Source organism: Brevibacterium sp. S111 (assembly GCF_004745075.1).
In the GTDB taxonomy this organism is placed as follows: Bacteria; Actinomycetota; Actinomycetes; order Actinomycetales; family Brevibacteriaceae; genus Brevibacterium.
This window is the reverse complement of sequence record NZ_RHFH01000005.1, coordinates 151,227-174,238: the sequence shown is the minus strand read 5'-3', so window position 1 is coordinate 174,238 and position 23,012 is coordinate 151,227. Positions and strand designations below refer to the sequence as shown.

Genomic DNA, 23,012 nt, shown 5'->3' with positions numbered 1-23,012 from the left:
CTGAGCCCACGGACCGTCAGGAAGGACGCGCATTGTCAGCCACTCGAGTCGACACGACCATAGTCGTCGCCGCGGTTGTCGCCGCAGCCGTCGGGGCGCTCGGCCTCATCGGTGTCCTCGGACAGGCGTGGATGGGGCTGACCCCGAGTTCGTTCCTCACATTCCTGCCCATGATCCTCGTGCCCATCGCCATCGCTCTGGCCTGTGTGGCCATGGTCCGAGCGGCGTACCGACGCAGACAGACCGAGGTGGGCCACAGCTGATTTCACCGCTCATCCCCAAGCCGCGGACGAGGCGGGGCCGGGCATGAGCCGCGCACACGTCGACTGACCTGCCCGACCGGTCACCGCCCAGCAGGAATCGCGCAGCAGGGACCGGCCGGCCGGGAACCGCACAGAACGACGGAGACACCCTCGCAGCTCACCTGCGACTGCGGCGATCACCTCGCCCGGCGCTCGCCAACACCCTGGCGAGGACGGTGCGGTCGAGGAACTCGACCGGGCAGTTCGGAACCGTGAACTCGGCTCCGAACCCCGCACCGGCCCGACACCCGCACAGCAGCAGACACCGCGGTTGACACCCTCGCCGAGGCGGCCGCCCCCACCCGTGGACCCGCCCGGTCCCGCACCCGCCACCGCGGCGGCATGTGAGGTCACCGATGCACACCGCCCCGCCGCACTTGCCACACCCGCCGCAGCCACTGCGGCACCGACTCATACCGACCAGCACCGCCCCATACCGACCAGACCAGTACCGACGAGAACAGACTCGCCCGCCTCAGCCGGGACACCGCCCGCTGAGTCAAGCGGGCAGATGAGAAGAAAGGACATCATGCCTACCGGACGCGTGAAATGGTTCGACGCCGAAAAGGGCTTCGGCTTCGTCATCGCCGAGGACGGCTCCCAGGCCTTCCTCCACTCCTCCGTGCTTCCCGAGGGAGCCGAGGTCACGAAGGGCACTCGCCTCGAATACGACGTCGTCGAGTCCCGCCGCGGAGCACAGGTGCTCAAGGCCCGCCCGCTGAGCACTCCCGGCAAGGTTGCCAAGGCCCGCCGACGTCCGGCCGTGGACATGGCAGTTATGGTTGAAGATGTCATCAAAGTATTGGATGACCTCAACAACGGACTGCAGCACGGCCGTTACCCGGACCCGACGCACGGGAACAAGGTGGCCAGCCTGCTGCGGGCGATTGCCGACGATTTGGAGTCCTGATGTCATCACTGTTCAGTGATTGGCTGGCCCGGCAGACCGCCGCGCCCGCCGAAAGCGACGTCGAACAGGCCACCGCACAGGCGGCAGAGACGACCGCGGCCGCTGCCGCACCCGCCGCAGGTAAGGGAACGAACGCTGCGAAGACCGGCCGCGCGCGGTCGGGCCAGGAGAAGATCGTCCTCGACACCCAGCTGGCCGCGGCGATCGACATCGCTCGGTCGGCCATCACCGAGGTGGCCGGCAGTGCCGCCGTCGGCGAACACCTGGGAACCGTGGCCGAGGGCACCCGCCTGGTCACGCACTACTTCGTGTGCACCGAACCGACCTACCGCGGATGGCGGTGGGTGGCCGTGCTCGCCCGCGCCCCGCGCGCGAAGAAGGTCACGGTCTGCGAGACCGCGCTGCTGCCAGGACCCGATGCCCTCACGGCCCCCGAATGGGTGCCGTGGGAAGAGCGCCTCGAGCCCGGAGACCTCAGCCCGCGGGACACCCTGCCCAAGCTCGACCAGGACCCGAATCTGCAGCCGGGCTTCCAACAGACCGAGGACAATTCGGCCGACAATGTCGACCAGATCGCGAACTTCGAGTTCGGCCTCGGCCGAGAGCGCGTCCTCTCCTCTGACGGGCTCTCCGCGGCGGCCAGCCGCTGGGCGGATTCGGACGCCGGACCCGAAGGCGAATTCGCCTCCCGAGCATCGGCGAACTGCGGCAGCTGCGGCTACCTCATGCCGATCGCCGGCTCGCTGCGCAAGTCCTTCGGCGTCTGCGCCAATGCCTGGTCGCCCTTCGACGGTCGCGTGGTCGGACTCGAATCCGGCTGCGGTGCCCACTCGGAGACCGATGTGCGCAGACCCAACCACGAACCCGCGGCAGCCGTCGTCGACGACTACTCCGGCGAACTCGAGTTCCAGGAGGGCTGAACCACTCGATGTCCCAGACGTTCCGGTCGCTGTCGGAGCCGAACTACCGGCACTGGTTCGCCGGTGCCCTGATCTCCAACACCGGAACGTGGATGCAGCGCACGGCGCAGGACTGGATCGTCCTGACCATGCTCACCGACAACAACGCCTCGGCGCTGGGACTGACGATGGCTCTGCAGCTGGGCCCGCAGCTCATCATGTTCCCGTTCGCGGGCAACCTCGTCGACAAGTTCGACAAACGGCGTCTGCTCATGGTCACCCAAGCGCTGCTGGGCACCATCGGCCTCATCCTCTTCGCCCTCGTCATCACCGATGTCATCGTGCTCTGGCATGTCTACGTGCTCGCGTTCACCCTCGGCATGCTCACGACTCTGGACAACCCGGCCCGGCAGGCCTTCGTCTCCGAACTCGTCGGTGAGAAGCTGCTGCCGAACGCGGTGAGCCTGAACTCGGCCTCGTTCAACGGTGCCCGCATGATCGGCCCGGCCGTGGCCGGAGTGCTCACCGCCGTCATCGGCGCCGGCCCCGTGTTCCTCATCAGCGGCCTCGGATTCGCCGCAACACTCACGGTGCTCATCCGGCTCGACAAATCCCGGCTGCACCCCTCGGGGCGTCGCGGCAAGGGCGGTGTGCTCGGGGGACTGAAATATCTGCGTCGACGGCCGGACATCACGGTCGTGCTCGTCGTGCTGTTCATCATCGCGACCTTCGGATTCAACTTCAACATCTACACCGCGACCATGGCGAAGATCGAGTTCGGCAAGGACGCGTCCGGATTCGGTCTGCTCAACTCGGTTATGGCGATCGGTTCGGTCACCGGGGCGCTTGCCTCGGCGCGGCGGGAGAAACCCCGACTGCGGTTCATCTTCGGTGCCGCCGGAGGTTTCGGCCTGGCCGTCGGAGTCGCCTCGCTGATGCCGAACTACTACCTGTTCGCCGCCTCGCTCGTGTTCGTCGGGTTCGCCTCACTGACGATGATGACCTCGGCCAACGCCTACGTGCAGACAACCACGGCCGCGAACTACCGGGGCCGGGTGATGGCGATCTACGCGGCGGTCGTCATGGGCGGCACCCCGATCGGCGCGCCCCTGGCCGGCTGGGTTGCGGACGTCTTCGGGCCGCGGATGGCGCTCGTCGTCGGAGCGGCCTCGGGGATCATCGCCTTCGCCGTGGGCCTGCTGTGGATGATCACGGCCAAGGATCTGCGGCTCCACCGCGATCCGCAGTCGCGGATCCGCCTTCATCTCAGCTACCACGGCCGACCCTGAGGGACTCTCTGGGCGGGCACGGAGGTCCGTCGCATAGAATTTCGGGGACCACCTCGGCGCGGTTCGGGGACACCTCGGCACGGTCCGAGGGGCACCTCGGAGCAGTCCGGGGACCACCTCGGCGCAGGAAACGGACGGTTTGTGAACACTGACATCATCACCTCGGTGCTGGTCGGCTTGGCGATCCTCGTCGGCTGCCTCGGCATCATCGTGCCCGTGCTGCCCGGCTCGATCCTCATCGGCATCGCGGTCCTCATCTGGGCGATCATCATCGGCGGGCCCACCGCCTGGATCATCTTCGCCATCGTCGCCGTCCTCGTCGCGGCGGGAATGAGCTCGTCGCTCGTTCTCACCGGCCGGAAGCTCAAGACCCTGCAGGTGCCGAATTCCTCGGTGCTGCTCGGCGGCGTGCTCGCGATCATCGGGTTCTTCGTCATTCCCGTGCTCGGGTTGCCGATCGGTTTCGTCCTCGGTCTCTTCCTCGCCGAATACGGCCGGCTCAAGGACGCGAAGACCGCGTGGAATTCGAGCTGGGAATCGATCAAGGCGATCGGTCTCGGCGCGGGCATCGAGCTCGGGCTCGCACTGCTGGCCTCGATCACCTACGGCATCGGACTGCTCATCCACTTCTTCGGCTGATGATGCAGCCCGCGAGCTGGCGGGCTGCAGGACTGCGAGCCCGAAGCGAGTGCATCACCTACAGTCAGCGCCATAACGCCCCGGTGCACCGGGAGGTTATGGCGCTGACTGGAGGAATTGCGAGAAGTGCGTCGCCGGAACGCCGGGACGCCCCGCAGCCCCGGCGAGTTACTTCAGGGCGTCGACGACGAAGTCGATGCAGGCCAGCAGGGCTCGCACGTCGGCCGGGTCGACGGAGACGAAGGTCGCGATGCGCAGCTGATTGCGGCCCAGTTTGCGGTACGGCTCGACATCGACGACACCATTGGCTCGCAGCACAGACGCGACAGCCGCGGCATCGACGGACTCATCGAAATCGACGGTGGCCACGACCGAGGACCGGTCGGCCGCCTCGGTGACGTAGGGGTGGGCGGCCTCGGCGGCATTCGCCCAGTCGTAGACGAGGCCGGAGGATTCACGAGTCCGCTCGGTCGCCCACTGCAGGCCGCCGTTTCCGTTGATCCACTCGATCTGTTCGGCGAGCAGCAGCAGGGTGGCCACGGCCGGGGTGTTGTAGGTCTGGTCCTTGCGCGAATTCTCGATCGCGGTCACGAGATCGAGCGAGGTCGGGATCCAGCGGCCGGAGTCCTTGATCTCCTGCGCACGGCCGATGGCCTTCGGCGACATGATCGCCACCCACAGGCCGCCGTCGGAGCCCATGTTCTTCTGCGGCGCGAAGTAGTAGACGTCGGTCTCGGCGATGTCGACGTCCAGGCCGCCGGCACCAGAGGTGGCGTCGATGGCGACGAGCGCGTCCTCGTCGATGCCTTCGGGGCGGGTGATCGTCGTGGCGACACCGGTCGAGGTCTCGTTGTGCGGCCAGGCGTAGAAGTCAGCGGCGAGGTCACCGCTGGCGGCCTCGGCGGCAGAGGTGACGACGCCGGCTGAGGCCAGAGCTTCGGGGGAGGGGATCGCCGCGGTGCCGGGCTCGGCCTGGAGGATGAGTGAGGATTCGAGGTGCGGGGCGGTGTCGGTGGCCTTCGCGAACTTCTGGCCGAACTCGCCGAAGGTCGCATGTGCCGCACGGCTGCGGACGAGGCCGAACGCGGCGACATCCCAGAAAACGGTGGACCCGCCGTTGCCGAGCACCACTTCGTAGCCCTCGGGCAGGCTGAACAGGTCGGCCAGTCCGGAGCGGATGCGGCCGACGAGGTTCTTCACCGGTGCCTGTCGGTGGCTGGTGCCGAGCACCTCGGCCGCGGCAGAGTTCAGGGCCTCGATCTGGGCGGGGCGGATGCGGGCCGGGCCGGACCCGAAGCGTCCGTCGGCGGGCAGAAGGTCGTTCGGGATCTCAATATTCGTCGCAGTCACGTTCGATATTCTACGGCGGGCACGGTCACGGCCCGGCACCGGTCCGTCATGTGACGAACGGACGCGGGCCCTGGCTGGGGCCCGGACGCGAGCCTGAAACGGACGTGGTCACTCACTGAGCACGGACGCGAGCACGGACCGATCGGGGACCCACCAGCCCCGCATCCCGACCGACGGTGACGCGTGTCCGTCCCGCGTCGTAAGGTGAAACCATGACTGAGCCCGTTGATCGCCTGCCGCAGACCCGGAAGTCCTATGACTCCAGCGTCTTCGAACACCCGGACGCCTCACCGCTGGCACTGTTCCGACAGTGGTACGACGAGGCGGCCGACCACGTTCGCGAACCCAACGCAATGACCGTGTCGACCCTCGACGAATGGGGTCCGAGCTCGCGAATCGTCCTGCTCAAGGGCCTCGACGAACGCGGCTTCCTCTTCTTCACCGACTACGACTCCGCCAAGGGACGGCAGCTGGCCGACGATCCCCGGATCGCCGTGAACTTCCCCTGGCATGACATGGAACGACAGGTGCGCATCCGCGGCCTCGCCGAGGTGGCCGACCCCGCCGACTCGGACGCATACTTCGCGGTGCGTCCCCGTGGTTCGCAGATCGGCGCGAACGTCTCCAAGCAATCGCAGCCGGCCGCCAGCCGAGAGCAGATGCAGGCCGAATACGATGCCGCAGTCACCGATTTCGACGGTCGCGAGGTACCGCGGCCCGACCATTGGGGAGGCTTCCGCGTGCGCGTGTTCGAGATCGAATTCTGGCAGGGCCAGCAGAACCGGTTCCACGACCGGTGGGTCTTCCGCCGCAGCGACGGCAGCCGCGAACCCGGGGATCTCTCCGCGGCCTCGGCATGGACGCCGGTGCGCCTCTACCCCTGACCGCGGGCACGCGGCCCGCACCCCGGCAGTCCCTGCTGCTGACTTGCGACCCACGACCCAGCTACACATGACCCAGCTACACACGACCCAGCCACACAAAGGAGTGTCCATGGCCCAGTCCACCCAGTACGGTTCCGATGCCGTCTTCGACAACCTCATCGGCGGGACCCGCGTGGGCAGCGAGGACCGCTGTCTCAATCGCAATCCCTCGAACCCGGCCGATGTGCTCGGCCGCTACGCCCGCGCCGATGCGGCCACCGTGACCGAAGCGATCCGCGCGGCCGGTGACGCAGCGCCGGCATGGGCCGACTACGGTGCCCAGCAGCGCTTCGCGATCCTCGATCGGGCCGGCAGCCTCATCGCCGAACGCGCCGATGAGCTCGGCGATCTGCTCGCCCGGGAAGAGGGCAAACAACTCGCCGAAGCCAAGGGCGAAGTGCTCCGGGCCGCCCAGATCTTCAAATTCTTCGCCGGGGAGACCATCCGCAACACCGGCGAGATCGTCGACTCCGTCCGCCCCGGCCTCATCGCCGAGATGACCCACGAACCCATCGGCGTCGTCGGCATCATCACCCCGTGGAACTTCCCGATCGCGATCCCGGCGTGGAAGATCGCCCCGGCCCTGGCCTTCGGCAACACGGTCGTGTTCAAACCCGCCGAGCTCGTCCCCGCCAGCGCCTACGCGCTCACCGACATCCTCACCGAGGCGGGACTGCCCGAGGGGGTGTTCAACCTCGTCATGGGGCCCGGCTCCGTCGTCGGGGACGCTCTGGCCACCTCGGCGAAGGTCGATGCGCTCACCTTCACCGGATCCGTACACGTCGGACGGTCGGTCATCGCCTCCGCTGCGGCCAACCAGATCCGGGTGCAGTGCGAGATGGGCGGGAAGAACCCGCTCGTCGTACTCGGCGACGCCGACCTCGAAGCGGCCGCCGACGCCGCGATCAACGGGGCCTTCTTCTCGACCGGGCAACGCTGCACCGCTTCGTCCCGCCTCATCGTCACCGCCGACGTCCACGACGAATTCGTCGCCCTGCTCAAGGACAAGATGGCAGGGCTGAGCGTCGGTGACGCCCGCGCAGACGGAGTGGACATCGGCCCGGTGGTCTCGCAGACGCAGCTCGACCAGGACCTCGCCTACATCGACAAAGCCCGGGCCGAAGGCGGAGAGATCACCGGAGGCACACTCGTCGAATCGACCACCGGCGGATATTTCCTCGCCCCCGCGCTCGTCACGGGAACGAAACCCGGCGACACGATCAACGTCGACGAGGTCTTCGGGCCGGTCGCCTCGGTGATCGAAGTCGCCGACTACGACGAAGCGCTGGCCGTGGCCAACGACACCGAGTTCGGGCTGTCCGCAGGCATCTTCACGACCTCCCTGAAATATTCGGCCCACTTCAAGCGTTATGCCGAATCCGGGATGGTCATGGTCAACGCGCCCACCGCCGGTGTCGACTATCACGTATCCTTCGGTGGTCGGAAGGGATCGAGTTACGGGCCCCGGGAACAGGCCCGAGCCGCGCGCGAGTTCTACACCGTGCACAAGACCACCTACACGAACGCCGGGTGAGACGCATGCGGTTGAGTTGTCGCGGGGGAGCGGATTCTCGACTCACAGGAAATGCTGAACGCACGATAGGATTGGGACAGATCGCAATGGCCGCGAACGGGTTCGCCTGGGCACGGACCGGAGCAGGGTCGCAACGACCCGAAATGGTGACAACCCCTGAAATGGTCGCAACGACCTGAAGACGAAGAGTGGAGTGGCTGGTCAGAAGTGAACGACCTCATTGATACAACTGAGATGTACCTCAAGTCGATCATCGAGCTTGAGGAACAGTCGATCGTGCCATTGCGCGCTCGAATCGCCGAACGACTGGACCACTCCGGCCCCACCGTGTCGCAGACCGTGGCCCGCATGGAACGCGATGGGCTGCTTCACGTCGGCAACGACCGCCACCTCGAGCTCACGCCCGAAGGCCGCCGGATCGCCACCGACGTCATGCGCAAGCACCGCCTGGCAGAGCGCCTCCTGTCCGATGTCGTCGGACTCGAGTGGGAACTCGTCCACGACGAGGCCTGCCGTTGGGAGCATGTGATGAGCGAGCAGGTCGAGCGCAAGCTCGTACAGCTGCTGCCCGAAACCTCCTCCGGCCCCTACGGCAACCCGATCCCGGGTCTCGACGTCATCGGAGGCGCGGATTCGCCGACGACCGAGGTGATCGACCTCGCCACCGCCGTCGGTCGCGATGGTGCGAAGAAGCTGACGATCGCCTGGTTGGCCGAACCGCTGCAGGTCGACATCCACCTGCTCCAGCAGTTCCAGGTCGCCGGTGTCCTGCCGGAGTGCGAAGTCGAAATCTCCCGCAACGGCGAGTACATCACCGTGCAGGTCCCCGGCGCACAGGATGTGCTCGACCTGCCGCTCGAGACGGCCTCGCACGTCTTCGCCTACCGCAGCTGACCTGCTCACCGGCTGACCGGCTGACCGACTAGAGTCGGCTCACTGATTGGAGTCGGCGGGCGGGCCGACTCACGGCAGCCGGAACGACAGGTCACAACCGCGCACTCCTGACAGTGCGCAGTCCAGCCCCGCGGCCGAAGTCCGGCCCCACGAGCTGCCTTCGAGTTGAAGAACAGCAGGACGAGCGGTGGCTCAAGGCCGGACCAGCGGTGACGAAGCGGCAAACGTGCGGTAACGACGCCGCCGATCGACAAGTCTCGAGTCGTTACAATTGACTGTGATCCGTGCCCCAAGGAGTGGCTCCCCACCCCTTGGGGCACGTCGTATAACGGAAGAATGTTACGAAAGTTTCAAGACTTTTTAAGCCTCTGACCTGGGCTTTTATGGAAAACATCACGGTTTCCCTCCCGCAGTTGTGACAGAAACGTGACAATGGGTCACCGATTGGTTACAGTTGTGGAGGTCGTTCACGCAATGGCGACTTCACAGCGAGAACCGAACGCCACGCTGGCTGTGAGATTTCAAGGACCGAGAGTGGCGGTTGGCCCGGAAAGCCAATAGGTACGAGAGGGAAAACGTGGCAACTAAGCAGCATGGCCGCCGCGCCGCAGATGCCAAGGTCAAGACTCCACTGACCGAACTCACTGAACTTCTGAACGCCAACTCCGGTGTCTTCGGGCGCCGCGCAGCCGTTGTTGCTGCCAGCGGTGGCCTGCTCACCGCGGCTGTGATGCCCGCCGCCGGACAGGGCGCCGATGACCAGGCAGCCGTCTCCGCCGAGGCCGAGAACACGCAGCAGGTCGAATTCCAGAACCAGACCGTCACGGTCGGTGACGATTCGAAGGACAAGAAGTCCGAGAAGAAGACCGACTCGTTCGGCGTTGAGACCAAGTCCATCACCGCCGAGGCCGCTCCGAAGCCCGAGCCGAAGCCGGAACCCTCTGAGACGGCAACCGCCGCTTCCACCAGCGGCTCCGACAGCAACGAAACCGCCAACAGCGGTTCGTCCGACTCGGACAAGAGCGAATCCAAGGACTCCGGCTCCGATGCCGGATCGATCGACGGCTCCAAGGCCGAGCAGGTCCTCGGCTGGGCAGCCAAGGGCGTCGGAACCCCCTACGTCATGGGCGGCACCTCGCAGAGCGGCTGGGACTGCTCCGGGTACACCTCGTGGGTCTACAGCCACGTCGGTGTGAACCTGCCCCGCACCTCCGGCGCGCAGAAGGGTGCCGGCCAGGTCGTCTCCCAGTCGGAGGCCAAGCCCGGTGACCTCATCTGGCACCCCGGCCACGTCGGCATCTACGCCGGTGGCGGACAGATGTACGATGCCGGTTCGCCTGGCTCGGGAACCTCGAAGCGCAGCTACAGCTGGATGGGCGACGTCACCTTCATCCGCGTTCTCTGATCTTCTTCACCGAAAGCTCCCCGGTCGACTCGACGGTCCTCGAGTCGGGCGGGGAGCTTTTGTATGCCCGGAAAGATTTCGCGCCGAAATACGTGAACTCGGTGAACGAAATGAGAAGTTTCCGCGACGCGGGGCCTGTGAATTGGGTCATAGCCGTTCGCGGCGTTACTCTGGAGAAGATTGAGTTCTCTGTACGGTTCGACGCGACAGCATCGCACCGTCGATCAGAAGGAAAGCAGATGGGGCATAGTCGAATAGTTCGAATAGCCGCTCCAGTCTCTGGTGCGGAGTACATACGTGTCTCCGTGCCCTCTTTCAAGGCGTCGTGCCCATGAGCACGGCGCCTTTTGTGTTTCCTGGGGCCGAGGCAGCCGGTTTCGGCCCCCAAGAGAAGAAGATGAGGGGCGAGATATGAAGACTCTCGTGCTGAATGCCGGTTACGAACCGCTGTCGATCGTGCCGTTCACACGCGCCGTGGTGCTCGTGCTGACCGGTAAGGCGACGGTGCTGGCCGCAGAGGACATCCCGGTGAGATCCGAGCACATGAGTCTCGATCAGCCCTCAGTCATCCTGCTCACCCGCTATGTGAGACCGCCGAGCAATCGCCGGGTCTCCCTGTCTCGCCGAGGTGTCCTGCGCCGGGACAACCATCGCTGCGCCTACTGCAGCAAGCCGGCCTATACGGTCGACCATGTGGTTCCGCGCTCGCGCGGGGGAGCGAACAGCTGGGAGAATCTCGTCGCCTGCTGCCGAGAGTGCAACAACCGCAAGGGCAACCGCACCTTGAACGAAATCGGTTGGAAGCTCAGTTTCCGTCCTCAGGAGCCCCGGCTGGGCCAGCTGTGGATGCGCGGCATCGAGAAGCCCGTCGAGAAATGGCGTCCGTTCCTCGAGCTCTCCGCAGCCGCCTGAGGGGCGTGGGCCTGTCTGTCGCCGAGGCTGCGCCCGACGGTCGTCTAGGTGCCGTGAACGTTCAGCATCATCCCAGATAGGGGACGGTGTTGTCCGCACTGTGGTGGAAATCGGATAACGATGTGACATAGGTGAAGTACTCACCGGCAATGTGTTCTAGGGTGGACGAAACAGAAGTTCGCTTCGACCCGAGGAGCTTGCGATGAGTGAGCAGGACCGTCCGCAGAACCCAGACCCGGCTCCGGCCGGCGAACCCGAGTCCATCATCGTCGGAATCGACGGTTCCCCACCCAGCCGCAATGCCCTGGCCTGGGCGATCCAGGAAGCGCGTTCACTCAACCGGCCGATCCGCCTCGTCGGCGCCTACACGATCCCGAGCGTGGCCGCGGCCGCGATCGACGTCTCCTATGTGCCCATCGACGACAGCTCGATCCGAGCGGCCGTGACGAACACGCTCAAGGAAGCTGCGGCCGAGGTCAAGGCCGCCGGCGTTCCCGTCGAAGCAGTCATCGAGATCGGCGATGCCGCCGGCGTGCTCATCGACGAGTCGAAGACCGGCTGTCTGGCCGTCGTCGGCTCGCGCGGTCGCGGCGGTTTCGCCGGTCGTCTGCTCGGCACGGTCTCCAGTGCACTGCCGGCGCACTCGGCCTGCCCGACCGTTGTCGTACCCGCCTGCTGGGACGACCGGGCCGAGCGGCCGGCTCACCCGACCTCCTCGCGCCCGATCCGCCAGGACGGTGTCGAGGTCGAAGACTACGATGCCGACGCCGAGGCGATCGAGGGGCTGCGCTTCGACGGCAAGGTCGTCGTCGGTGTCGACTCCCTCGGTGCCGAATCCCCGGCGCTGTGGAAGGCCGCTCGACTGGCAGTCCGGCGTGGTTCCCCGCTGCATATCGTCGCCGTGATCACGACGACGGTCATCGGTCCCGAATGGCTGCCGAGCACCGCCGATCTCGAACGCCTCGTCAACGAAGGTGCGGACAAGCTCGTCGTGGCCAAGCAGCGCCTCGCGGAGGAGTTCCCGGACCTCGACGTCACGTGGACGCTCTTCGACGGTCAGCCCGCCGAGGTGCTCGTGCGAGCCTCGGACACGGCCGAGGTGCTCGTCATCGGTTCGCGTGGACGCGGCGGATTCGCCGGTCTCCTTCTGGGGTCGACCTCTCAGTCGGTTCTGCCGTACTCGCAGTGCCCGACGATGGTCGTGCGCGTCGCGCGGGATCACGGGCGTCGCAAGCAGCACGAGGCTCCGCAGGAGCCCGGGCTCTGAGGAATTCGGGACCCGGCATCTGCCCGCAGGTCGCCTCATCGGGCAAGAACGGATGACCAGATGAAACATTTCATTCTCGTGCTCGCTGCTGCGGCCACCAGCTTTCTGTTCGGAGCCGCAGCAGCCGTGCTGATGCACAAGCAGATTGACCTGACACTGGTGGCGACTTGGATCATCAATACGGCACTCTTAACGGGAATCGTCGAATGCGTATGGTACGTGCGAGCGCGGTTCGGCCCTGACAGCGACGATCACCGTAAGGAGAGTCCCGTGAGCCCGCTCAGTCACAAGCAGTAGTCGGATCTGCTCAGGACTGATGAATCGCCTCGGGGATGTTGGAGTCAGGGAGATTGGAAGAAGGGGATTTTCTCTTGCCAGAGAAATACACCGACGGACTCAAGTCCCGTGCCGTAGAACTCGTCATCCACACCCAGGCCGATCCCGGACAGCAAACGGGGCGATCACCCGTATGGTAAATGAACTCGGCTTAAGCAAAGGCTCTGCGGGTCCGGGTGCGCAAACAGAAAGACTCCGGCAAGGCCGCCCTACTTCGCCTCTAGTACCAAGGATGCGCTTCAAGGTGGCAAAATCGTGAGTATCGAAAGCACATCGATGGACACTGTGGGCGGTGACCCAGGAGCGGCATCGGCCCTAGCCACCGAACACCCCTTGTCACGCAACTCATCTTCAAGGTGGATGAGCACGGCCAATTCTTCGCTGCCCCTTGACTTAGACATAGGGGCACTAACTTCACCACGAACGTTCATACGCGGTGAAGGCTCAACTATTGAAGTAACAGAAGAAGCCGCATGTTTGAAATACAGCGCTCTTCTTCCGAAGCCAACGAGCACGAGTTTGAAGCCCGTGGCTTCATGAACGGCGCTGGGTTCGTCCGCCTTCTGCAAGCACTGCGGAATGTTCGTCTCAAAAGCCTTCACCTTTCAAAAGATCGGTGTCATCTGCACAGTGGGCGGCGTTAAAGCGGAAGGTTCAGGTGGTGGGCAGCCTATCTATTGCCTAGAACACGACCCGAACCCACTTTCCGAGAGGATTCGCTTCATGAACGAGGGCGAGACTGAGCTTCGCACCATTACTTACGAAGAACTGCTCGCGCTTCTCGCATCTGACGAGTACTTAACACGGTGCATCGCATTTAGGGTGCAATCGCGTCCTGAATGACGTCTCGAGTAGGCTCCGGGCGACGTGGCGGGTGAGATGCCGATATCCCGGCGGCGATCCGCGGGCATCGTGCTTGAACACGCTCGCACTACCGGGAATCGCACCGTTGACCCGAGTAGATCCGATCGCGAAACATCTGAACGGCCTGCCGGGTCGCAAGCGAACGGTTCGGCTCCTGCCGGGCGATGGCAGCGACGAACACATCAGCGAGAGCGAGAGTGAGAATAGTATCATCTGCGACAACTTGGGCCGTCGATGGCAACCTGAGAGTAATTGTCGACTGCCGAAGGCGCTCGGGCGCAGGTTCAGTGGTGACTAGGATCGTCGCCGCGCAACGCTGAGCGGACTCCGCTGCATACCAGACAATGTCCGGAAATAGTAGCCTCGGGGCGAGAACGATACTTACGTCATCGCTGCGAAGCCGGGGAATCGCATCAGCTAATGTATGACCGCTGCCGGTGACCGCTCTCGCGTCGACGCCGACCCGCTCGAGCGCGAGGCTGAGGTATTCCGCGACGTGATAAGCCGCGCCGAGACCGTACACGAGCACCCGTCGCGCGTTCACGAGCTCGTCTACGCCGTGGTCTAGCGCTGAGGACTCGAGAATCTCGGCTAGAGCAAGTAATGCCTCTGCAGAGGAGGCAAGCACCTGTCGCGCGAGACCACCGGAGGACTTTACAGACTTCGCTTTACTGAGATTGTCAAGCCGAACGCGGAGTAGAGCGTCGAGGCCGAGAGTCGAATCGACCGAATCTGCACACACGCGCTTCCACTCTCGCACGCCATGGAATCCCAATTTCCTCGCCGTCCTCGCGACAGTTGCATCGCTTGTCGAACTCGCCTCGGCAATCTCTACGGCCGTCGAGGTAGCGAAGGCCAGTGGGTCCTGACGGGCATACAGCTGGACCCGTGCCTCCGCGCGTGTGAGTGCAGGTTGCCGGTCAGCAGCCTCGGTCGGAATTGATCGCTTCACTCCTTCAGTATGGCATTGCCGTGCCCCGCGCGGGGCACTCTTTCGGGGAGTGGCCGCATCGTAATGATTTATTTTGCTACGCATTGACACCTCAATGTAGAAAAATCTACTCTAATTGAAGCAATGTGTTTTGCATAACAAATATCGCTCGTTCGGGCGGTCATGTCCCGGATGGAGACTGAAGGAGATAGTTCAATGACGAACTTCGATGTTGCAGTGGTCGGGCTCGGTGCAGTGGGTTCACTCATCGCTCGGGACCTCGCTGAGGCTGGCTATAGTGTCGCAGGATTCGAGCGTGCCACCGCTCTACACCCAACTGCTGCCTACGCTGGCGACAGTCGTCTGTTTCGCGTGGCATACCACGAGGGGCCTGAATACGTCGACGCCCTACTCTATTCCCGACAAGAGTGGAGCCGACTCGATCGCATGAGCGGCGCAAACGTTTTTCTGCGCAACGGCGTCGCCTCGATCGGGGCCGAAAGCTCGGACGAGATGCGCGGCGTGCTCGATTCCGTTGACGAGTTCTCACTTCCGCACACCCGGCTAAACGGCGACGAGATCTCGACGTGGCTACCTCAGCTCAAAGACACTGCCGACGATATCGCCATCATCGATGAACTCGGCGGGGTACTGCGACCCGAACTAGCCGTTTGGCTATTCCAAGATGCTGCGCGGCGGGCAGGAGCCGCACTCTTCGATAGGACCCCCGTCGATGCCATCGAAGAAGGCCCCGACAGGGTACGCATCGTGGCTGGCGACGAGGAATGGTCGGCCTCACAGGTCATCGTCACCTCCGGTGTCTGGACCAAGGACCTTGTCCCGGCTGTGTCATCGCTCCTCGACATCCGCCCAATCCCACTTTTATGGTTTCTCACTGACCCCGAGTACGATTTCTCCACCGGCACCTTTCCAGGTTTCATCCGTGACAAGAACGGTCAACATGTTTACGGGCTCCCATCACTGGACGGCATGACGATGAAAGCGGGGTCGGGACACGGACGAGAACCGATCGACAATGCCGCGCTGTTGCCAGACCGACTCGACCAAGCGACGGTTGAGGAAAGTGCGGAGACTATCTGTGGCTTTCTCAACGGCCTATCGTCTTACCCCATACGCAGCTCTATCCACATGGACGTCTACACGTCCGACTCACGGCCGATCATCGATAAGGCCTCGCCACGAGTCACCGTCTCAACCGGATATTCCGGTCACGGCTTTAAACTCACGCCAGCATGGGCTCGCGCATCGATTGATGTTGCACTCGAGCGTGAGCCCCGTTTCTCCCTCCACAACTATCGCATCGACCGGTTCGCCAAAGTCGGCGACGCCTGAGGACCGAGGACACACCATGGATTTCAACGCCTGGGCTTTGCTCACTGACGCGGGTCTCATCGGCGCCCTCCTGGCCGTCGGCGCCGGACTGCGCGCGTGGATCAAACCGCTCCGTTCGCTACTCGTACCTTCTTCTGTCATCGGCGGCGCTTTGGGTCTTGCGCTCGGCCCGTCCGGACTCGCCGTCCTGCCGTTCTCTGAGGAATTCGGCAACTATTCGTCCGTGCTCGTCGTCATCGTATTCGCATGCATCGCGATTAATACTGATTTCCGCGCCGGGCTAGTCGGCCGTTCGATCGGCCAGTTCTTTGGCTACACCGTATTCATGTATTCGGTACAGGTCGTCTTCGGAATCGTCCTCGTGCTCTTGTTGCTCAAACCGGTTTTCGACGTAACTGATTCGTTCGGAGTCGTCCTGTTCGCTGGCTGGGCCGGAGGTTTCGGCACGGCCGCGGCCATGGGCCAGGTCTTCGCCGAGGCGGGATATCCTGAGATCACCGACCTCGCAATCACCTCAGCGACTGTGGGTCTGCTAATCGGCATCACCGGCGGAATCATCCTGGCCAAGGTCGGCGCCGAACGCGGGTACGCTAAGCACTACGCTGGTCTCTCGAGCATCCCTAAAGAGGTGCGTACCGGAGTGCTCAGCGATACTCAGGAGCGGCCGATCATCGGTAGGCATGTATTCTCTGGCTCGAGCATTGAATCCCTCGCCTTTCAAGTCGGGATCATCGCCGCAATCAGTGCCGCCGCATACGGCATCCAGTTGTGGCTCAAGGAACTGATGCCCGGAATCTCAGTTCCCGTGTTCTCAGTGGCTTTCCTTATTGGACTGCTGGTTAACGTGCTCTTCAAGCGATTCAAGGCGAATCGGCTGGTCGATGAGTCATCGATGAACTCGATCTCCGGAGTGGCCACGGACGTCCTCATACTCTGCGGAATCGCCTCTATTTCCCCCGCTGTCGTCGCCGACTACGCCATTCCGCTGGTAATCCTGTTCGCCTGCGGCCTGGCCCTCGTCCTCTTTATCGGACTAGTCATCGCACCGCGAGTGCTTACAGAGAACTGGTTCGAGAAGCAAATCTTCACCTTCGGCTGGGCCCTCGGTGCGGTTCCGCAAGGCATCGCACTGCTACGAATCGTCGATCCTAATATGCAATCGCGCACGCTCGAGCAGTACGCTCTCCAAGGGGTGGCCAATCAGAATGAGATCCTTGCGGTGACGTTCGTTCCGACACTAATTATCGCCGGCCTGACTTGGACCGCAGTGGGAATCTGGGGTGGAACCGCAATTCTCGCGATTCTGCTCGCATTCGCGCTTTCACGACGAAAGAGCGCCTCGCGTATCCCGTCGGTCCATTAGCCTGGAAAATTCGCGTGATCGTCGGGCATGGCGGCGTGTAGTGTTTGAAAGTGCCTCTCGGCAGCAGGGTAGTTCCGTTGGTAGCATCGTGATCGATCGTGTCCGCGAGTCGGTGATTGCTTCGTCCGGTGCCCTCTTACTTCGGGAAACGCCCCCGCGGCTGCAGCCTCAACTGCTCCCTCGCCGAGGCCCTGCCACTAGGGCGGCCACCATGAGCTCGACACGACTCTTCAAAAGGGCACTTCGCAGTTAAGGGCGCGATGGAGGACTGAATCGATCCGCCTTGCGCAAGCTCCGAGCGATTTAGTGGATGAGATTCCGAAACCCCAGAAGGGATAGCGTCACCAGGAGGGCCGGCGTCGATGGGCTGACTCCGCACGAGCTACGGCATACTGCTGCTTCGCTCGCGGTGTCCGCAGGGGCATCCGTACTTGCACTGCAGCGGATGCTTGGTCACGACAAGCCCAGCACCACGCTCGATGTGAACTCGGACCTCTTTGATGAAGACTTGGATGCAGTTGCCGACAAGCTCGCAGAACGGCGGGCGGAGGCTCTTGCGGACCGAGTGAGCAAGAATGATCGGAGTAAACACTGCGATGGAGGTCTGACCAGGACTTTTTGTGCGCCCCCGGGCAGATTCGAACTGCCGACACCCGCTTTAGGAGAGCGGTGCTCTATCCCCTGAGCTACGGGGGCCAGGTGGTCGTGCTCAACCACGATCACCCAGTGTAGCGTAGAAGAAACCTCAGTGTTCCACGGTGTGCCAGCACTGATAAACAGCAGTTTCTCGTTAGGGTCGGATTGTGTCGGATTCCGTTGCAGACGAACAGTTCCCAGAACTCGGAGAGGTCTTTGCCGAGTGGAAGAAGCAGGCCGCCCACCTCGGCGGTCGCGACACCATGCTTCATTTCAGGGACTCCCGCGACGGCAGCATCGACCTCTCGGGCGCCCACCCCTCCGGTCTTGCGCAGCTGCTGGCTGGTCGAGCCACCCGCCTATCGAGCCTGATCCGCGATCACGACATCCTCGCCGACGCACGTCGCCGCGCGAAATCCATCCGTTCGAAGGCCGAGCAGCTCGACAATGAGCGCGGCATCCGCGCCGCCCATCTGGCCATCGGCCTCGCGTCGTGGACGGAGAAGGACGCGAAGTACAAGTTCAACGCTCCTGTGGTCATGCGCCACATCACTCTCGTTCCCCGCGGTTCACGAGTCGAGGACTATGAGATCGTGCTCGGCAACGAGATCACGATCAACCCGGCCCTCGTCCAGCACCTCCACGAGGAGTACGACCTCGAGGTGCCCGTCGACGACTGGATCGATGCCACCGGGGGAGCGCAGGGGTTCGACCCCGGGCCGGCGCTCGACCGCCTCCGCGAGCTCGGTCAGAGCGTCCCAGGACTGCGGGTCAACCACCGTCTGATCATCTCGACCTTCGCGAACATCGCGACCCCGTTCTCCACCGACTATCTGCCCACGCAGCACCCCGTCCTGCGGGCTCTGGCCGGTGACGAAGACGTCCGGGCGAACCTCGGCGGACCCTCGTACGTGCCACAGGCAGCCGAAGCGGGGGACACGCTGTCACCGGCCGAGGAGAAGAAGGCCGAAGCGGCGTCGAACGATCCGGTCGAACCGGAGGATTCCCCGGCGAAACCGGAAACGGAGACCACGCCGGATGCCGACGACAAGTCGGCTGAGACCCTGACCGACTCCAGCGAGAAGCCCGGTGACACGGACGAGAAGCCGGTCGAACCAGGTTGGGACGAAGACGATTACGGTCAGCCGACCGTGCCGATCACCGACGAGCCGCTGAGCGCCGCGTCGCCCGAGGACTCGGCGACTACCGGCTCCGACGAGTCCACCGACTCCGCCGTCGCATCAACAGAACCCGCCGCCGGTCGGGCCCCGGGCTCCACCGACGATGAGTCCGCGGCGGACGCAGTGACCGAATCGGATGCCACGGACCCTCAGGCGGCCACGACGATCACCGGCACGGACTCCGACGGCAATACCGTCGAAGAAAGCCAGGCCGCGGACGCCGACAGCGACACCGCCGAAGCCGAATCGACCTCCGACGACGATGTCGTCCCTGCCGCACTCAAGGAACCGATCACCCCGCTTCCTGACCGGAAACCGCAGGAGGAGTTCCTCGTCATCGACGTCGACGGCGACCAGCAGGCCGTCGTCGACGCTGCCGTCTCCGGTCGCTCGGTCGTAGTCGATACCCCGCCCGGAACCGGCGCCACTCAGGTCGCCGTCGCAGTCGCCACGACGCTGGCCCACACGGGCAAGAGCGTTCTCTTCCTGGCCCAGACCTCCGACGCGCTGGACAGTTTCTCCTCCCGCCTCGACGAGGTGGGCCTCTCCGACTTCGCCGTCGATACCCGCAAAGGCTCGGAGGACATCCGCAGACAGCTCATCGGCCTCATCGGCTCGGCAGAGAAGTCCGAACGCCCCGACCTGTCGAAGCTGCTCAACGACCTCAACGAACAGCGGGCGACGCTGGCCGACCATGTCTCGTCTCTCCATCGCCGACGTGCCCCCTGGGACGTCTCCGTCTACGAAACGATGCAGCACCTCGCCGAGCTGACCTCGGGCGATGATTCTCCGCAGACACCCGTACGCTTCGGCGAGGACATCCTCGGGGCGAGTGAAGACCGCCGGAATGCGCTGCGCGGAAAGCTCGGTGAACTCGCCTCGCTCGGCGCTTTCACCCTCGACGTCGAAGACACCGTCTGGTTCGGTGCCGATCTCAAATCCGTCGACGAAGCCGAAGCCGCACGCACCGTCGCCGAACGCATCGGCCGAATGATCCCGGACCTGGTGGAGGCGACCGAACCTGTCCTGCAGAAGGCGAAACTCAACCCGCGTCGCAACGTCGACGACTGGGCTCGGGCGATCCGGGTGCTGCTGCGCGTGCGCAAGACCCTCGACAGCTTCGCCCCTGACGTCTACGACCACCGTCTCGACGACCTCATCGCGGCCACCGGAACGCCCGAATACCGCACCGAGGTCGGCGTCGAGATGGGCATGATGCAGCGTCGCCGACTGAAGAAGTCCGCTGCCGAGTTCCTCCGTCCCGGGGCCGAGGTGGCCGACCTCCACTCGGCCCTCATCGATGTCCGCTCCCAACGCGTGATCCTCTCCGACCTCGCCGGCCACGACGGTCGCCCGCAGATTCCGCGCGGCGTGCTCGAAGCCGACGAGATCCTGCAGAGCGTCGAAGCCGATATGGCCAAGCTCTCGCCGATCCTCGAAACCACACCCGACGGCGGCGATCTCGGCTCGATGCTCATCGAGGAGCTCCAGGCCCGCACCGAGGCGATGGGCCGAGACTCGGAGAACCTCGCCGAACTGCCCGAACGCTCCCGCCTGCAGCGCGAACTCGATGCCGAGGGCCTCAGCGACCTCATGGCCGATCTGCGCAGGCGCAAGGTCGATGACTCCCTCGTCGGCCCCGAATTCGACCTCGCCTACTGGGCCTCGGTGCTCCAGACCATGGCCGGCGAAGACCCGGCGATCGGCCGACACGACGGTGACGCTCTCCACCAGGTGGCCGAGGACTTCCGGGAGAACGACCGCGCCTTCGTTGCCGCCGGTGCCTCCCGCCTGCGGTACAACCATGCCCAGGCCTGGAAGCGCGGCATCGAAGCCGACCCGATCGCCGCCGGAGTCATCAAGCAGGAGCTGCTGTCGAAGCACACCTCGGTGAATCGGATCTCGACCCAGGCGCCCGAGCTGCTCACGACCCTGGCCCCGGTGTGGATGGGCAGTCCCTACACGGTGCCTGAGCTGTTCTCCGCACTGCCGCTCTTCGACGCCGTGGTCATCGCCGACGCCGGGCGACTCTCGGTCGTCGACGTCGTCCCCGGCATCACGCGTGCCCGCCAGGTCATCTCCCTCGGTGACTCCCGACTGCTCGGCCCGCGCCCGTTCTCGATCGCCGTCGACCGCTTCGGGATGGACGATGGGAACCATCCGCGCTCTGTGCAGGACCACCTCGGCGAGTTCCTGCCGCGGATGCGGCTGTCGAACTCCTACCGACTGTCCCCGGTCGGGCTCATCGACCTAGCCAACCGGCACTTCTACGATTCGACGATCTCGACGCTTCCGACCGCGCACACGGGGGAGGGCAGCGGGCTCGAATTCTCCTATGTCGCCGACGGTCGCGGTCCCACGGACATCGGCACCGGGCGGGTCGAAAGTCCCGATGCCGAGGTCAAACGCGTCGTCGAACTCGTGCTCAAGCACGCGCGGAACCGGTCGCGTGAGTCTTTGGCCGTCGTCGCGCTCACCCAACATCACGCGCAGAGGGTGGCCACGGCGATCTCGCGGGCGATGAAGGACCTGCCCTATGTGGCGGCGTTCTTCAGCGACTCGACGAAGGAGCCCTTCGTCGTCACCGACGCCGAACGGGTGCAGGGAATGTCCCGCGACGCGGTGATCTTCACCCTCGGCTACGGGCGCACCGTCCACGGTCGGGTCATCCACGACTTCGGCGCGCTCTCGGGCCCCGACGGCAGGCGTATCCTCGCGGCCACGATGACTCGTGCGCGCAAACGACTGACCCTGGTCTCGAGCATCGAAGCCGACGACTTCGAGCGCAGCAGACTCAGCGGGGGAGCGGCCATGCTGCCGCAGCTGCTCGAAGAGATCGCCACCGGCGGCGTCAGCCAGCCCGGACCGCACGGCGAGATCTACGATCCGCTGATGGGCGATATCGCCGATCGTCTGCTCCAGCTCGGCGTCGTCGCCCATGAACACTACAACGGCATCGACCTGGCCGTGGCGAACTCGGCGGAGGACGAACACGGGATGATCATCGCCGTCGCCGGCGACGGTCCCGAATATGCGTCGATGCGCAGCCTGCGCCAGCGTGACCGGGTGCTGCCCGAACAGCTGAGCCGACGCGGATGGAAGTTCATGCGTGTGTGGTCGACCGATGCGTTCGTCGATCCGCAGACCGAGACGGAGAAGATCTTCGATGTCTGGCGCACCACGGTTGAGACGATGAGCCCGCAGGCCGTGCTCAACGCCGCCCGGGCCGCCTCGGTGGTCGTGGGGCGTACCGGCAGCCGACCGAAGCTCGTGCCGGGACTGCCGATGCATAAGTACTCGGCGGAGGGTCTCGATGAGATGATCGACTGGATCCAGTCCGATGCGGTCGTGCGCGGGGACGGGGAGATCAAGGATCTGCTGCGCACCGCGCTCGCGCAGAAGGGCAGCTCCACCCGTGGAGACTCCCGGCTGCAGGCAGCGGTCGATCGGTACCGTGAACGTCACGCGCAGGCGAAGAAGGTCACCGGCTCCGAGGTGCTCATCCCGCGTTCGGGTTCGACCGGCCCCGTGGAGGATGACATCCTGCCGACCTTCGACACCGGCAAGATCCGCGCCGATGAGCTCCGGTCCGCCGGACTCGTCCAGACCGCGAGCAACGACCAAGTCGCCGAGGCGGCCGACGGTGCCGATGCCGAAGCGACGTCAGACTCGGCCGGTGATGACGCGGCGGAGTCCGCCGGAGATGCGAAGCCGGGATCCGAGGACAGCGCACAGTCGGAGTCGAAGAACGACGATGCCTGAGCAGCCCGACGAGGCTGCGCCGAGCGAAGCGGTGTCCGACGATCCTCCGGCGGACGAAGCAGAGCGCAGAGAACGGGTCGAAGCGGCGAAACGCCGCTACCGGGCCACGCTGCGCAACGAGGCCGACACCGGAGAAGGCGGCTTCAGCAAGGACTACTATCGCTCGCAGAAGCCACCCCACTGGTCATAGCTGCTCGGTGATGATCTCAGTTCACGGAGCTCAGTTCACGGATCGCGGGGCGGGCACCACAGCGCGAGGACA

The 23,012-nt window shown here is 64.5% G+C and carries 18 protein-coding genes, 1 tRNA gene and 1 pseudogene; 17 read left to right on the top strand and 3 right to left on the bottom strand.

Going from position 1 to position 23,012, the window contains the following annotated elements:
* Positions 1-32: 32 nt before the first annotated feature.
* The 5 genes from EB836_RS07710 (at position 33) to EB836_RS07690 (ending at position 4,039) form a co-directional block, all read left to right on the top strand.
* Positions 33-263, top strand: coding sequence for a hypothetical protein (locus EB836_RS07710; RefSeq protein ID WP_135539121.1), 231 nt, complete (start codon positions 33-35; stop codon positions 261-263).
* 568 nt (positions 264-831) lie between these two features.
* Positions 832-1,212, top strand: a complete 381-nt coding sequence (locus tag EB836_RS07705) for a cold shock domain-containing protein (RefSeq protein ID WP_135539119.1) — start codon at positions 832-834, stop codon at positions 1,210-1,212.
* Positions 1,212-2,132 (top strand): DUF3027 domain-containing protein, encoded by a 921-nt coding sequence (locus EB836_RS07700; RefSeq protein WP_135539117.1) that lies wholly within the window; start codon positions 1,212-1,214, stop codon positions 2,130-2,132. The genes EB836_RS07705 and EB836_RS07700 overlap by 1 nt, the downstream gene beginning before the upstream one ends.
* A gap of 8 nt (positions 2,133-2,140) precedes the next feature.
* Positions 2,141-3,400 carry an MFS transporter gene (locus EB836_RS07695; protein WP_135539115.1) on the top strand — a complete coding sequence of 420 codons (1,260 nt, stop codon included), beginning with the start codon at positions 2,141-2,143 and terminating at the stop codon, positions 3,398-3,400.
* 141 nt (positions 3,401-3,541) lie between these two features.
* Positions 3,542-4,039, top strand: coding sequence for a DUF456 domain-containing protein (locus tag EB836_RS07690; RefSeq protein ID WP_135539113.1), 498 nt, complete (start codon positions 3,542-3,544; stop codon positions 4,037-4,039).
* Between the two features lie 168 nt (positions 4,040-4,207).
* Here EB836_RS07690 and EB836_RS07685 read toward each other — a convergent pair whose 3' ends face one another.
* Positions 4,208-5,389: an aminotransferase class V-fold PLP-dependent enzyme gene (locus EB836_RS07685; RefSeq protein WP_135539111.1), complete on the bottom strand. Its 1,182-nt coding sequence runs from the start codon at positions 5,387-5,389 to the stop codon at positions 4,208-4,210.
* Positions 5,390-5,601: 212 nt separating this feature from the next.
* On the opposite strand from EB836_RS07685, the gene pdxH reads away from it, so the two are divergent.
* The 7 genes from pdxH (at position 5,602) to EB836_RS07650 (ending at position 12,621) form a co-directional block, all read left to right on the top strand.
* Positions 5,602-6,273, top strand: coding sequence for a pyridoxamine 5'-phosphate oxidase (gene pdxH, locus EB836_RS07680; RefSeq protein WP_135539109.1), 672 nt, complete (start codon positions 5,602-5,604; stop codon positions 6,271-6,273).
* A gap of 109 nt (positions 6,274-6,382) precedes the next feature.
* A complete protein-coding gene (locus tag EB836_RS07675; protein WP_135539108.1) occupies positions 6,383-7,846 on the top strand; it encodes an aldehyde dehydrogenase family protein in 1,464 nt (487 codons plus the stop codon).
* 207 nt (positions 7,847-8,053) lie between these two features.
* Positions 8,054-8,740 (top strand): metal-dependent transcriptional regulator, encoded by a 687-nt coding sequence (locus EB836_RS07670; RefSeq protein WP_135539106.1) that lies wholly within the window; start codon positions 8,054-8,056, stop codon positions 8,738-8,740.
* Positions 8,741-9,317: 577 nt separating this feature from the next.
* Positions 9,318-10,145, top strand: coding sequence for a C40 family peptidase (locus EB836_RS07665; RefSeq protein WP_135539104.1), 828 nt, complete (start codon positions 9,318-9,320; stop codon positions 10,143-10,145).
* Between the two features lie 411 nt (positions 10,146-10,556).
* Positions 10,557-11,057 (top strand): HNH endonuclease, encoded by a 501-nt coding sequence (locus EB836_RS07660; protein ID WP_135539102.1) that lies wholly within the window; start codon positions 10,557-10,559, stop codon positions 11,055-11,057.
* Between the two features lie 202 nt (positions 11,058-11,259).
* Positions 11,260-12,324, top strand: coding sequence for a universal stress protein (locus tag EB836_RS07655; RefSeq protein ID WP_135539101.1), 1,065 nt, complete (start codon positions 11,260-11,262; stop codon positions 12,322-12,324).
* Positions 12,325-12,384: 60 nt separating this feature from the next.
* On the top strand, positions 12,385-12,621 hold the full coding sequence (locus tag EB836_RS07650) for a hypothetical protein (protein ID WP_135539099.1): 237 nt from the start codon (positions 12,385-12,387) through the stop codon (positions 12,619-12,621).
* Between the two features lie 970 nt (positions 12,622-13,591).
* Here the strand turns inward: EB836_RS07650 and EB836_RS07645 are convergent.
* Positions 13,592-14,476, bottom strand: coding sequence for a MurR/RpiR family transcriptional regulator (locus EB836_RS07645; RefSeq protein WP_167854395.1), 885 nt, complete (start codon positions 14,474-14,476; stop codon positions 13,592-13,594).
* A 195-nt stretch (positions 14,477-14,671) separates the two neighbouring features.
* Between EB836_RS07645 and EB836_RS07640 the strand changes: the two genes are divergently transcribed.
* From EB836_RS07640 to EB836_RS07630, 3 genes and pseudogenes are all read left to right on the top strand, one after another.
* Entirely contained in the window at positions 14,672-15,808 is a 1,137-nt protein-coding gene (locus tag EB836_RS07640; RefSeq protein WP_167854394.1) for an FAD-dependent oxidoreductase, read from the top strand.
* A 16-nt stretch (positions 15,809-15,824) separates the two neighbouring features.
* Positions 15,825-17,171 (top strand): sodium:glutamate symporter, encoded by a 1,347-nt coding sequence (locus tag EB836_RS07635; RefSeq protein ID WP_135539093.1) that lies wholly within the window; start codon positions 15,825-15,827, stop codon positions 17,169-17,171.
* 352 nt (positions 17,172-17,523) lie between these two features.
* Positions 17,524-17,703 (top strand): annotated as a pseudogene (locus tag EB836_RS07630) (tyrosine-type recombinase/integrase); the annotation flags it as partial.
* A 91-nt stretch (positions 17,704-17,794) separates the two neighbouring features.
* On the opposite strand, the gene EB836_RS07625 reads toward EB836_RS07630, so the two are convergent.
* Positions 17,795-17,867, bottom strand: a tRNA-Arg gene (locus tag EB836_RS07625).
* A 107-nt stretch (positions 17,868-17,974) separates the two neighbouring features.
* On the opposite strand from EB836_RS07625, the gene EB836_RS07620 reads away from it, so the two are divergent.
* Both EB836_RS07620 and EB836_RS07615 read left to right on the top strand, forming a co-directional pair.
* Positions 17,975-22,750 carry a DUF4011 domain-containing protein gene (locus tag EB836_RS07620; RefSeq protein ID WP_205683333.1) on the top strand — a complete coding sequence of 1,592 codons (4,776 nt, stop codon included), beginning with the start codon at positions 17,975-17,977 and terminating at the stop codon, positions 22,748-22,750.
* Positions 22,743-22,940 (top strand): hypothetical protein, encoded by a 198-nt coding sequence (locus EB836_RS07615; RefSeq protein ID WP_135539092.1) that lies wholly within the window; start codon positions 22,743-22,745, stop codon positions 22,938-22,940. Before EB836_RS07620 ends, EB836_RS07615 begins: the two co-directional genes overlap by 8 nt.
* Positions 22,941-23,012: the final 72 nt, after the last annotated feature.

Excerpts from the sequence above, each read along its gene's own strand:
- EB836_RS07615 (WP_135539092.1), top strand. The coding sequence starts at position 22,743 with ATGCCTGAGCAGCCCGACGAGGCTGCGCCGAGCGAAGCGGTGTCCGAC.
- EB836_RS07650 (WP_135539099.1), top strand. The coding sequence starts at position 12,385 with ATGAAACATTTCATTCTCGTGCTCGCTGCTGCGGCCACCAGCTTTCTG.
- EB836_RS07640 (WP_167854394.1), top strand. The coding sequence starts at position 14,672 with ATGACGAACTTCGATGTTGCAGTGGTCGGGCTCGGTGCAGTGGGTTCA.
- EB836_RS07635 (WP_135539093.1), top strand. The coding sequence starts at position 15,825 with ATGGATTTCAACGCCTGGGCTTTGCTCACTGACGCGGGTCTCATCGGC.
- EB836_RS07705 (WP_135539119.1), top strand. The coding sequence starts at position 832 with ATGCCTACCGGACGCGTGAAATGGTTCGACGCCGAAAAGGGCTTCGGC.
- EB836_RS07700 (WP_135539117.1), top strand. The coding sequence starts at position 1,212 with ATGTCATCACTGTTCAGTGATTGGCTGGCCCGGCAGACCGCCGCGCCC.
- EB836_RS07695 (WP_135539115.1), top strand. The coding sequence starts at position 2,141 with ATGTCCCAGACGTTCCGGTCGCTGTCGGAGCCGAACTACCGGCACTGG.
- EB836_RS07660 (WP_135539102.1), top strand. The coding sequence starts at position 10,557 with ATGAAGACTCTCGTGCTGAATGCCGGTTACGAACCGCTGTCGATCGTG.
- EB836_RS07655 (WP_135539101.1), top strand. The coding sequence starts at position 11,260 with ATGAGTGAGCAGGACCGTCCGCAGAACCCAGACCCGGCTCCGGCCGGC.
- pdxH (WP_135539109.1), top strand. The coding sequence starts at position 5,602 with ATGACTGAGCCCGTTGATCGCCTGCCGCAGACCCGGAAGTCCTATGAC.
- EB836_RS07675 (WP_135539108.1), top strand. The coding sequence starts at position 6,383 with ATGGCCCAGTCCACCCAGTACGGTTCCGATGCCGTCTTCGACAACCTC.